The organism is Companilactobacillus kimchii DSM 13961 = JCM 10707 (genome assembly GCF_001435445.1).
Taxonomy (GTDB): domain Bacteria; phylum Bacillota; class Bacilli; order Lactobacillales; family Lactobacillaceae; genus Companilactobacillus; species Companilactobacillus kimchii.
The window spans coordinates 115,435-128,251 of the sequence record NZ_AZDH01000026.1 but is presented as its reverse complement, the minus strand read 5'-3'; the positions used below and the strand labels follow the sequence as shown (position 1 = coordinate 128,251).

The 12,817-nt window shown below is 36.3% G+C and carries 8 protein-coding genes; 1 reads left to right on the top strand and 7 read right to left on the bottom strand.

Annotation, left to right across the window (positions count from 1 at the left end; translation table 11 throughout):
- Nucleotides 1-71: 71 nt before the first annotated feature.
- The 7 genes from xylB to FC97_RS11455 all read right to left on the bottom strand — a co-directional run bounded on the left by xylB (nt 72) and on the right by FC97_RS11455 (nt 10,795).
- Complete coding sequence (xylB, locus tag FC97_RS11485; protein WP_056968255.1) at nt 72-1,577, bottom strand: xylulokinase; 1,506 nt, start codon at nt 1,575-1,577, stop codon at nt 72-74.
- A gap of 63 nt (nt 1,578-1,640) precedes the next feature.
- Nucleotides 1,641-2,990 carry a xylose isomerase gene (gene xylA / locus FC97_RS11480; RefSeq protein WP_054643233.1) on the bottom strand — a complete coding sequence of 450 codons (1,350 nt, stop codon included), beginning with the start codon at nt 2,988-2,990 and terminating at the stop codon, nt 1,641-1,643.
- A 117-nt stretch (nt 2,991-3,107) separates the two neighbouring features.
- Complete coding sequence (locus tag FC97_RS11475) at nt 3,108-4,274, bottom strand: ROK family protein (RefSeq protein WP_054643234.1); 1,167 nt, start codon at nt 4,272-4,274, stop codon at nt 3,108-3,110.
- 135 nt (nt 4,275-4,409) lie between these two features.
- On the bottom strand, nt 4,410-6,698 hold the full coding sequence (gene yicI, locus FC97_RS11470) for an alpha-xylosidase (protein ID WP_054643235.1): 2,289 nt from the start codon (nt 6,696-6,698) through the stop codon (nt 4,410-4,412).
- A 22-nt stretch (nt 6,699-6,720) separates the two neighbouring features.
- Nucleotides 6,721-8,085, bottom strand: coding sequence for an MFS transporter (locus FC97_RS11465; protein ID WP_056968257.1), 1,365 nt, complete (start codon nt 8,083-8,085; stop codon nt 6,721-6,723).
- A gap of 388 nt (nt 8,086-8,473) precedes the next feature.
- Nucleotides 8,474-10,558: an ATP-dependent Clp protease ATP-binding subunit gene (locus FC97_RS11460; protein WP_054643236.1), complete on the bottom strand. Its 2,085-nt coding sequence runs from the start codon at nt 10,556-10,558 to the stop codon at nt 8,474-8,476.
- A 15-nt stretch (nt 10,559-10,573) separates the two neighbouring features.
- Nucleotides 10,574-10,795, bottom strand: coding sequence for a hypothetical protein (locus FC97_RS11455; protein WP_054643237.1), 222 nt, complete (start codon nt 10,793-10,795; stop codon nt 10,574-10,576).
- Nucleotides 10,796-10,962: 167 nt separating this feature from the next.
- Here FC97_RS11455 and FC97_RS11450 point away from each other — a divergent pair, with 167 nt between their 5' ends.
- Complete coding sequence (locus FC97_RS11450; RefSeq protein ID WP_054643238.1) at nt 10,963-12,681, top strand: DUF6792 domain-containing protein; 1,719 nt, start codon at nt 10,963-10,965, stop codon at nt 12,679-12,681.
- The last annotated feature ends 136 nt before the right edge of the window (nt 12,682-12,817 follow it).

The window sequence follows — 12,817 nt, the reverse complement described above, 5'->3', positions numbered from 1 at the left end:
CAATCCATGATTTTTTAAAACCTATAAAAATGTCTAACTTTTTTATTGCACTTCAACTTATCTTCTTTTTATTAATTACTTCTTCTTTGTTCCAACAATCCCGCTGTAATTGGTTTTGTCTGTGCGTAAACTTGTTGATATAACTTATAAATCTTCTGATACTTCTCCGCCTGATCAGCAACTGGATAATAAGCTTTCCCATAATGAACAAATGACTGGGCACAGTCTGTTAAAGTCGTAAACCACCCCAGGCCTGTGGCGGCAATCATTGCAGCTCCCATCCCTGGTCCTTGTTCATTTTCAAGACTGACAACTTTACAATTAAAAATATTGGCCTGAATTTGTAACCATAATGGACTCTTAGCTCCACCACCGATAGAAACAATGGTATCGAAATCGGCTCCATTTTGTTGATACAACTTAATTAAATCTTCAAACGAAAAGATAATTCCTTCCAAAACGGCTCGAACAAAATCATATCGTTGATGACCGCCATCAATACCGATAAAACTTCCACGAATATTGACATCCGCATATGGTGCGCGCTCACCAACAATATAAGGTGTGAATAGTAAACCGTTAGCACCAATCGATGATTTCCCGGCACTTGCTACAACATCATTAAAAGATTCATCGGGGGCAAAAGTTTTCTTAAACCAGCTTAAGGAGAAGCCGGCAGCTAATGTTACTCCCATTGAATAAAATTTCTTAGGAAAGGCGTGACGTTCATATTGCACAACGCCACGATATTCTTTTTGAGTGTCATTCTCGTATTTCAAAACCACTCCTGAAGTACCGATACTAACCATCGCTTTATCAGATGATAAAATTCCGGCACCAACGGCTCCAGCTGCATTGTCGGCAGCACCGCCAAATACCTTAATATCAGTTGATAGTCCCGATAATTCTTGATACTCATCACTAATATTGCCTGCATATTCAATCGACTCAATCAATGGTGGACACATACTCAAAGAAATACCTAATTCATCGCAAAGTTCCTTACTCCACTGTCCAGACTTAATATCTAGTAGTACTGTTCCTGTCGCATCAGATTCATCCATTGCCAAATTTCCTGTCATGCGATAACGAAGATAATCCTTTGGTAATAGGAAAGTTTTAGCTTGTTGCCAAATATCAGGTTCATTTTCCTTCACCCACAACAATTTAGGTAACGTAAATCCTTCAAGGGGTCTGTTTCCCGTTATATCAACAAATTTATCACCAATTTTATCAGTGATTTCTTGGCACTGTTTAGTTGTTCTCGTATCATTCCACAACATTGCTGGACGTAAAACCTCATTCTTTTCATCTAGCAAAACTAAACCATGCATCTGTCCTGAATAACTTAACCCTTCAATTTGAGCTGCGGTAATTTCTGATTGCTTGAGTAATTCTCGAATCGCCTTAGTAGTCTGCGTAACCCAGTCCTCGGGATTTTGTTCACTGTACCCTGGATGCGATTGTTGCAGGTCGTAAGATTCACTGGCTTGAGCAACAACTTCTCCACGTTTATTAATTGCTGAAACTTTAACAGCGCTGGTTCCCAAATCAACGCCTAATACGACTGCTGTCATGTCTCTTCCTCCTATAAAAAAACACGTTGAGGATAATCCTCCCCAAACGCGTTTTTAAAATAATTATTTGCTTAAAGTTTCAATAATATAATGGTTAATTGTATCTTTAATTTCTTCCAAGTGATCAGAAGAAGTGGCTGCAATCAACTCAGATTGTGGTTTATCAATTGCATGTGCTTCTAGAGACTTGAAATCAGCTGTTCCTTGTTCAATTTCAGCACCGATACCAGTTTGATAAGACTTGTAACGATCAGCAACTATATTTTCTAAGAAACCGTCTTCCTTCATCTTCATGGCAACTCTTAAACCAGCTGCGAAACTATCCATACCTACAATGTGACCATAGAATAAATCATTAGCTTCAAATGAACTACGACGTGGTTTAGCATCAAAGTTCAAACCACCATGAGGTCCGATACCGCCATTTTCAACAACTTCATACATTGCAGCAGTTGTTTCATATAGGTTTGATGGGAATTCATCAATATCCCAACCAATTAGTTTGTCACCTTGATTGGCATCTAATGATCCTAATAAGTTAGCTTCACGGGCAACTCGAATTTCATGTTGATATGTGTGACCAGCCAAGTTAGCATGGTTACCTTCCAAGTTTAGCTTGAAGTCTTTATCCAAACCGTATTCTTTCATAAAGGCAATTGTTGTTGCTGCATCAAAATCATATTGATGAGTTGATGGTTCTTTAGGTTTTGGCTCTAACAACATTTGTGCATTAAATCCAATTTCATTAGCGTAATCCTTAGCCATATGGAAGAACTTAGCTGCATGTTCTTGTTCAAGCTTCATGTTTGTATTCCATAATGACTCATAACCTTCACGGCCACCCCAGAAGACGTAATTTTCAGCACCGACACGTTTACCAATTTCCAAACTGTGTTTCAATTGTGCTGCAGCATATGCGAATACTTCAGCATCTGGTGAAGTTGCGGCTCCTTCTACAAATCGTGGATTAGTAAACATATTAGATGTATTCCATAATACTTTCATACCAGTTTGCTTTTGATATGAAACAATCTTATCAACAACTTTATCCAAATTGCGATTAGTTTCTCGTAAAGTATCTCCTTCAGGTGCTAAATCACGATCATGGAAACATAAGTAATCAACGCCTAATTTGTTATAAAATTCAAACGCTGCATCAACCTTGGCTAAGGCTAAGTCCATTGGATCTGTGATGTGGTCATATGGACGTTGTGCTGTACCATCGCCAAATGGATCAACCAATCTTTGATCAAAACTGTGCCAGTAAGCAACTGCGAAACGTAACCAGTCACGCATCTTTTTGCCACCGATCACTTCATCAGGATTGTAATATTGAAATCCTAGTCCTGATTTCTTATCTTGGTGTCCAATATACTTAATTTGATCGACACCCTTCCAATATTCACTTGTCATTATATTATTTCCTCCACGTTAGTTTGTTTAAGCAACCAACCTACAAAAAGAATTATAACTCCTAGTTTATATATTGTAAACGGTTTCTGAAATAAAATATAAAAAAGAAGCGATTTTTCAATTCGCTTCTTCAAAGTGTAATTCATAATCCATCATGCCTAAAACATAATGCGTAATTAATGAACAACCGCCCAATAAGGTTGCAAACTTAGTATTTTTAGTCAAAGCAATAGGTAATTCTTCTTGTGCAATGTCTTGATAATTATCTTTAATTTCCGTCAACAAATCTGGTAATTCGGCCAACAGTTCTGAATTGATAAAAATTGCATCTGGATTCAACGTTGTCACGACATTGTACATCAACCCCGCTATCACGCTGCATGACTGCAAAAGTATTCTCATCACTTCATGATCTTTACTTCGATATAAATCTACTACTGCTTGTCTATCAATCGTATCATCATGCTTTAACTGTTTAACACGATTAATAATAGCCTCTTCGGAACAGAACGATTCTACTGACTGTCCAGCGGTATTAGGTCCCAACAACGTCAATGAACGACCAATTTCACCAGCTTCACCTTGCTTACCTCGGAATAACCTTTTACCCAAAATAATTCCGGCACCAATACCACGATGAATACTGAAAGTAATCGAATTGTGATAATAGCGACCAGCATTGAAATCACGTTCATAAATTGCTGATAAGTTAGCTTCATTCTCTAATATTACGGGCACATCAAATGTTTCTTTAAACTGTTCGACAATATCCGTATCATTCATTTCAATCCATGGTGAATTAACTATCTTATTCTGATTAATAATTCCGTGAATCGAAAAACAGATTCCCAATAGACCCTGATTTGAAACAACTTCTCCCTGCATCTCCTTTACAAAATCGGAACAATACTGCAGCATCACTTCAATCGGCTGTCCTTTAGTATTAATCTCTTGATGATCAATCACTTCTGAATTTAAATAGTTTGCTACCGCATGAACTTGGCGATAACCGAGGTCAAAAGTAATTGTGTACCCATATTTTTTATTTAATCTGGCCATAATAGGCTTACGGCCACCGACGTTTGATGACGCGCCTTCGCCCAATTCTTCAATAAAGTGATCTTCTGCCAAACTGTTGTACAATGACGAAATCGTTGATTTATTTAAATTCAATTCATGTGAAATTGCGACCCTGGATGTCCCAGGATTATTGATGATTTGTTGCAACACCAATTTCAAATTACGATTACGTAGTTGCGTTCGGCCGATACTTTCTTTCTCCAATGTATCATCCCTTCTCACTACTTTAAAATACCTTACCCTAAGTTAAATCTAACAAAAAACAATCTGAGTTACAATCCAAAAAATGGCTCGCCACAACGATGTGACGAGCCACATTTACTACTTTTTATATCATTATTAAAGCGTAATTTGTGCTTTTCCATCGACCAAATCAGCTTTAACTACATTAGTACCTTCGTGAACATACACTGTAATATCTCCACTTAGACCTGTTGCTTGAACTGTAATTTGATTATTGCTGCGTTCTACATTGATTTCAGCAGCGTCATGTCCATGTTTATCAACTACACTAGTTGATACTTTGCCATCTTGAATTTGATAAAGATGGACATCAACATCCTTAGTATAGTCGTATTCAGCGTGAACTGCTTTTTCATTACGAACAATAATTGAATTTTGACGAACCAATACTGGTAGATCTAATTCATCAAAAGTTTCATTGATCCATTCTCCTGTTTGTGGAGCTTGGTAAACTTTACCATCCAAAATGCTTGTCCATTTACCACTTGGTAAGTAGAAGTGTGCTTTGCCTTCACTATTAAAGATTGGTGCAACCAAGACCTTTGAACCAAACATGTATTGTGTAGCATTGTCATAGACATTGGCATCGTCACCAAATTCTAAGAACATTGGACGCATGAATGGATTACCATATGCAGCAGAATGTGCTGCTTCAGTATAAATGTAAGGCATCAATGATAACTTCAAGTTGACGTACTTACGTGTATTTTCGACAGCTTCATCATCAAAATTCCATGGAACACGATAGACATCACTACCATGATAACGACTATGTGATGACAATAATCCAAATTGTGACCAACGCTTGTAAAGATCAGGTGTTGGAGTACCAGGACCATCTTCGAAACCACCAATATCATGGCTCCAGAAGCCAAACCCAGATAGCAAGAATGACAATCCACCTCTCAATGTATCACGCATTGAGTTGTAGTTTGATAAACAGTCGCCACCCCAGTGAACTGGATAAGATTGTGAACCGACTGTTGCGGAACGTGCGAATAGAACTGCTTCATCTTCGCCTTTTTCTTGTTGAATAACTTCATAAACAGCACGGTTATACTGTAATGTGTAGTAATTGTGTTCTTGTTTTGGATTGGAACCATCAAAGAATTTAACATCTTCGGATGGAATTCTTTCCCCAAAGTCTGTCTTAAAGCTATCGACACCCATGTCTAGTAAGACTCTCAACTTATCTTGATACCACTTAACGGCGTCAGGGTTAGTAAAGTCGACGAATCCATTACCTGCTTGCCATAGATCCCATTGCCAAACGTCGCCATTTTCTCTAGTTAATAGATAACCTTTCTCTTTAGCTTCTTTAAATAGAGGGGATTTTTGTGCAATATATGGATTTAACCAAACACAAACTTTAATACCACGGTCGTGGATCTTCTTCAACAGACCTTCTGGATCAGGGAATTGTTCCTTATCCCATTCCAACGTGCACCATTCAAATCCTTTTTGCCAGAAACAATCAAAATGGAAAACGTCTAATGGAATATGATGTGCTTGCATACCGTCAATAAACTTCAATACAGTTTCTTCACTGTAATCAGTTGTAAATGATGTTGTTAACCACAATCCAAATGACCATGCTGGTGGCAACTTAATAGCACCTGTTAATTGAGTATAGCGGTGAAGAATCTCTTTTGGTGTTGGCCCATAAATAACATAATACTTTAGAGATTGTCCTTCAGTACTAAATTGGACTCTATCAACATTTTCAGAACCGATTTCAAATGACACCTTTTGTGACTCATCAACAAAGACACCATAACCATTACTACTAATATAGAATGGAATATTCTTGTACGATTGCTCACTACCAGTTCCACCATCTTGATTCCATGTATCTACAACTTGACCATTCTTAACGAAGTTTGTAAATCTTTCGCCAAGACCATAAATTTTTTCATCAATTCCCATTGAAAGTTGTTCACGCATGTAATTAACTTTAGTGTCATGATTCCAGATAGTTGCTTGGGCGTTTGTCTCTGATTGTGTGACTAATTGTCCATTAGCTGTAAACTTCATTTCGAAGTCAGTTCTTAGTGGAAGTTCTACCTTCAGATCTCCACTTTGTAAACCAGCAATTTTATCATCAACCTTAATATCTACATCTGGGTCTGAATTATTGATCTTAAATTCTGGACCATGTTCATTAGTGTCAAAATGCTCCAATTCAACACCAATTACATTTTCAATTGGTGAGCTTAAGGTAATTGTAGTTGCTCCTAAATTTAATTGATCTCCACGATTCATAATACGTTTGTATGGTGCGAAAGCTGAAATTGATTTACCAACCTTCTGTGCATCGTATGTTTCTTTTGGTGAATTAACATCAAATTCCTCACGATTTAGCCAATAACCATTTGTAAATTTCACTATTTCTCATCCTTTCTAATAATTACTTTTGATTTTCTGCTAATGCATTCTCTTTAGCATGTTTCTTTTCCAAATCATCTAACATCTTTGGTTCTATCTTATCGACTTTGTAGAATAACAATGCAATTGCTGATAGACCAAAACCAACGATTGGTACCCAAACATAGTTCATTTCAATAGCGTTTAAAGCTTGTGCACTTTGTGAGTGGTTTGCAACATATCCACCGGCTGACAGGATCAAACCAGTAACGGCACCACCAATTCCCATACCAAACTTTGCAGAAAAACTAGAGAACGAAGTTACGATACCTTCTGCTCTAACACCGTTTTTCCATTCACCATAATCTACGGAATCAGCCAACATAACAGCAATCAATCCTGATACAAAACCAGTTCCTAAATATCCAACAATGGTACCAATAGTAATGGTTGTTACATTCAAGGCTTTTGAACCACCCCATAAAATTAGTTGTCCAACAATAGCAAGTAACATTCCCATTAACATAGTGTTACGTTTACCAATTCTCTTAGATGTCCATGGTGTAATAACCACAGCCAATAATGCAACTAATTGTAAACCTAAGATAAATGAAGCTAACGTTGCGTCATGCATATTATATTTAAAGAAGTAAACTGTGACTTGAGAACGAGTTTGCATTCCTAACCAGTAAATAAAGTTAATAAAAATAACAATTACCCAAGGCCAATTATTCTTAAGTGCCTTTAATGAAGTCTTAATTGGAATACTCTTCTTAGATTGAACGGTTTGAACACGTTCTTTTGTATTAGCAAATACAATGAAGAAAATAACCATGGCTATGACGGCCATAATCAAGGCGACGATAAACCATCCATGGGCTGAAGATGTACTGCCACCACCAAAGTAAGCAACTAGTGGTAAGGCAACAGTAGAAATAATTGTTGCACCTAGAGTTCCCATAAATTGTCTAATTGTTGATAACGTTACACGTTCTTGTGGGTTACCAGTCAAACTAGGTAAAATTGATGTGATCGGAATATTAACGGCAGAATATAAAATATCAACACCAATATAAGTTACATATGCCCAAATAACTTTCATTCCTGTACTCATATTTGGAACTGTGAAACACAATACACTAAATACAGCAAAAGGAATTGAGAACCATAACCAATAAGGTCGGCTCTTTCCCCAACGTGTATGCGTATGATCAATCATAATTCCCCAAAATGGGCCATCAAACGCATCAACGATTCGGGCTGCTAAAAATAAGGTTCCAACAACTGCAGCACTGATACCAAAAACATCGGTATAAAAGAACATTAAATATGTACTAACTAATGAAAAAGATAAATTACAAGCAAAATCAGATAACGAGTAACTAAAACGTTCGCCCCACGGAACCATGTTCTTACGGGGGGCACTTTCCAATTTAGTAGCTGAATTTATTTTGCTACTACTTTGTGGTGCACTGACACGCATACTACAAACCCTCTTCCCAGATTCAATTCATATCCTAGTAGTTGTTCCATTTTATTTTTGTAGGTAGGTTGGTTGGTTGTTGAGAACAACTAATACTAGGTAAAAAATACGACCACTAACATTTTTCAGTTATGAAGTAATCGCTTTCAAAAATTAGTATAGCGCTTTCTTTTTCTATTGCAATAGATTTTTTGCTTTTTATATGTCACTCAAAATCTTCTTTTTGGAAAATGCCCATATTACGGTACATTTCTCATTATTTTTTAAACAAAAAAATCGTTACGGAATTTAAATCCCGTAACGATTTTCTTAATTATTTAGCTTCAGAAATTTTAATAGTCCCATCAACTAAATCAGCTTGTAAATTCTTCACATCAAGATGATCGAGATAGAATTCAGCAACCTTATCTCTAATCTGTTGTTCAATAACTCGGCGTAATGGTCTTGCACCCATAGCTTCATCGTAACCTTCATCGATCAACCATTCCTTAGCTTCAGGAGTAATCTTCAAAGTGATATTCTTCTTAGCCAAGTTAGTATTCACATCATCAATCATTAAATCAACGATTTGATTCAAATCTTCTTTAGATAGATGTGTAAACTCAACGATACCATTGAATCTATTCAAGAATTCTGGTTTGAAGTATGGTGCTAATTTATCCATTAACTTCTTATCTTTGTCAGTATTATCACTGAATCCAGCATTAGAAGTTGCGATAATGATTGTATTCTTGAAATCGACTACGTTACCTTGACCATCAGTTAAACGACCATCATCCATTACTTGCAAGAGCAATGTTAAAACTTGTGGATTAGCTTTTTCAATTTCATCTAGTAATACGATGGAATATGGATTACGACGGACTTTCTCAGTCAACGTATTACCGTTATCCTCATAGCCTACATAACCGGCAGATGTACCAATCAACTTAGATACGGCGGTTAAATCAGAATACTCACTCATATCTAAACGAACGATAGCATTCTTATTACCAAACATATCTTTAGCCAATTGTTTTACTAATTCAGTTTTACCAACACCAGTAGGTCCAACAAATAAGAAACTACCAATTGGACGATTTCCATCATCAAAACCGGCACGGTTACGACGAATGGCACGTACGACCATATCTACAGCTTCGTTTTGTCCAATGACTTTGCCTTTTAATCTCTTACCCATTCCTTTTAAGTGCTCAATATCATTAGCACCCATTTGAGAAACAGGGACACCGGTTAATCTTTGAACTGATTGTGCAATATCGTTAACTTTTGCTACTGGTTCATCAGAGTTTTCGTCACCCTTATTGAGTTTAGCCTGAAGATCTTCAATCTGTTTCTTCAAACTAGCAGCTTTCTCATAATCTTCTTTTTTAGCTGCCTCGTCCTTATCTTTTTCGGCTTGTTTCAATGATTTTTCCAAACTTACTTTATCAGTAACTGGATTTCTAGCTGCCAAGTGAGCAGCAGTCATATCAATCAAATCAATAGCCTTGTCAGGTAAAGATCTTTGAGGAATATATTGAACTGAATAATCTACAGCGGCCTTTAAAACTTCATCTGGTAATTTAACATGATGATGATTTTCATAGGCTTTACGTAGTCCCTTCAAGATTGCCAATGTTGCTTCTTTAGTTGGTTCATTAATTGTTACATCGTTAAATCTTCTTGCTAAAGCAGCATCTTTCATGATCGTATTACGATATTCATCTTGAGTGGTTGCACCAATGATGGAAATCTCACCACGACTCAAAGCTGGCTTGATAATGTCAGCTAATCCTTTACTACCAGAATCGGAACCAGAAGATCCAGCACCGATAATTTGATGAATTTCATCGAAGAATAATACTACATTGCCTGCTTTTTTAACTTCTTTCAACAAGTTTTGAATATTTTCTTCGAATGAACCACGATACTGTGTTCCAGCCTCAAGAGATGATAGATCAATCGAAATGATCTGTTTATCCTTGATTGCTTCAGGTACGTCACCTTTTACAATGGCTTGCGCTAAACCTTCAACTACCGCAGTCTTACCAACACCTGCATCACCAACTAAAATTGGATTATTCTTGGTTCTACGACTTAAAACTTCTGCTGTTTCTTGAATCTCTTTATCACGACCAATAACTGGATCAAGAAGTCCTTGTTGAGCTTCTTTAGTTAAATTACGGCCGAGTTTTTCTAAAATGGTACCCTTTTTATTTTTACTATTATCACTAATTGGAATATTTTGTCCTATAGTTCTTGCCTCTTGATATTTTGCTAATTCGTCTGGAGTCAACTCATGACCGTTCACATAGTACTTAGCCTGTGAATTACCGTTTTGTTGACTCATTAATCTCTTAAATATTTCGTCCATATTATCGTTAAATGGATCGTCGTCCCAAAATGATCTTGCCATATATATAAAGCCTCCTCACTTCAGATAATGCAACTCCAATTCACGCAGAACTTTCCACATTTCCGTATCCTGCGCCTTGGCAATTGCCTCTATATCGCGCAAATTGAGCGGTGTGGCGGAAGATTGTTTCTTATTAAAGGATTTATGCAAAGTCGTGTAACCATACCCACTTCTCTTTGAAATTACATAAATTGTTAAATGATTATCTTCTAAGTATGATTTAATATCTATTCGCATATCCTCAACCTCCACAACTACATTATAGCACGTTTGTGACATAGCACAAGTGTGAAGTACCACAAATGTGACATAATTTTAAATAACTTTTTCATTCTATAACAAAATGTTCTCAATTCCTTATATATCAACAATTTGTTAGAATAAGAGTAACGAGAGGTGATTTAATGAAAGAACTATTAAGCACTCTAGGCCGATTAAATCATGTTTATGAACAAATTGATTTACTTAATTTCCGTGCTCACAAAGACTTACCTTTAACTTTCAATAAGGCTGATAGCAAGCAACTTTTACCTAAAAATAAACGTCTTCAATTTAGTTACTCTTACTTAAATAAAGAAAAAACACGTCTGACCAATCTACTTCTGAATCAAGTGATTGATCTACGTGTTCCCGAATTCTCTTTAAATAAAACGATTCATCCCCAACTAATTGACAAAGCTTTAAAGTTAAAAAATATTGATGAAAATCATAGTAAGCAAAAATTAAAACGTCCTTCTAGAGATAGAAAGATCAATAAACTTAAACAATTGATAGACAAAATTGAAGATGAAAATCTCAATCTTTGTCACGGTTACTTGAATCAAATTTATGTAATCCTCTTAATTCATCATCTCTTACCAATTGAGTTGCGTAAAGAACCCTATCAGGCTGGAGAATTGTTACATGATAACGATTTTCGAACAAAATTACTTCAGTTTGATTATGACCGTTACCTCTATGAGGAGTTTAAACCTGAAAATTACCTACGTTTTCTTATTTATACGCGGGTGCACCGAATGCCGGATTATGTAAAATCCTATGATGCGCGTGAGATTATTCCCGAAGCAGCTGAATGTGGTTTCTCCGGAATCGCCTTTGAAATTTCTATTGACGGATTAAAAGAATGTTATGTCACTTTCAAAGGAACTGAAGTCAATGTGGATTATACGGTTAGTTCTCGCAGTAAGCGTTTTGAAAAAGCCGTCCTAGAAACTTATAAAGACTGGGATTACAATGTCAACGCCATCTTAGTCGGTAGTGACAAGAATCTCAGTCAACTCAACGTTGCACGTGACTTTATGCGTTATATTGAGGATAACATTGCTTCACGTACCTTAATTTATGGTTTAGGTCATTCTTTAGGTGGACATTTTGTGCAAACTTTACAACTAATGGACTATTGTTTTGATGCTGGCTATACACTTAATTCTGCACCAGTTAATTTAAAATTGATTCAACATGTTAAGCCAACACTTTTCTCTGATGACGTTTGGAAAAAATTATTCGCACTAACAGATGATAACGACAATGTAAAATTTATCACTCCTGAATTACGTCAACAGATCAACCGACTTTTACCACATGATTACTCACAAATTATTAACGAAGTTTTTGAACAGGATATGACACAAGTCTTCTATGAACTGCCGTTTACTATTTGGATTGGTCAAAAATGGGAATACAATTTAAGCAATTGGAAATATCCATTCAAAAATCATCCTAGAGCTTATTTAAACAGTGGTGAGGTTCACGCTTATCAAAAATTCTTTGAACAACTCTTTGCCTATCTATCCAGTTCCAATACCAGTCGCCAAGTCTTACGTAATAGTGTTAGTTTTATTCGTTTGAGAACTAGAATTTTGCGTAATAACATTAATGATCCACAGACTGCTAAATATTTCTTTGACTATTCTAATTATCTTTATCAGTCTGGAGCTTTCAACGACCAACCACAAAAAATTGGACAGGAATTTATTGAACAAAATAACTCCGTCATCAAGGGTTCGTTACGGGAGTGGCCCTTTTTAAGGAGCATAAACACTGATATGTTCAAGTTAGCGACCTATTTCCACGTTATAGATGGAGCCAAACACTTCTTAAATCGCACGCCCAATAAATTATAATTATTATAATAAAATTAGAAAAATACTTGATATTATAATCATGAATGCCTATAATACAGTCATTAAACGTTGAAGAAAAAAGTAGGAATCCTGAATTCGCCAAGTGAGTCACGTTAAGTGCAAAGTGACCGTAACA

Coding starts and splice junctions, on each gene's coding strand:
- xylB (WP_056968255.1), bottom strand. CDS start 1,577: ATGACAGCAGTCGTATTAGGCGTTGATTTGGGAACCAGCGCTGTTAAA.
- xylA (WP_054643233.1), bottom strand. CDS start 2,990: ATGACAAGTGAATATTGGAAGGGTGTCGATCAAATTAAGTATATTGGA.
- FC97_RS11465 (WP_056968257.1), bottom strand. CDS start 8,085: ATGGTTCCGTGGGGCGAACGTTTTAGTTACTCGTTATCTGATTTTGCT.
- FC97_RS11460 (WP_054643236.1), bottom strand. CDS start 10,558: ATGGCAAGATCATTTTGGGACGACGATCCATTTAACGATAATATGGAC.
- FC97_RS11455 (WP_054643237.1), bottom strand. CDS start 10,795: ATGCGAATAGATATTAAATCATACTTAGAAGATAATCATTTAACAATT.
- FC97_RS11450 (WP_054643238.1), top strand. CDS start 10,963: ATGAAAGAACTATTAAGCACTCTAGGCCGATTAAATCATGTTTATGAA.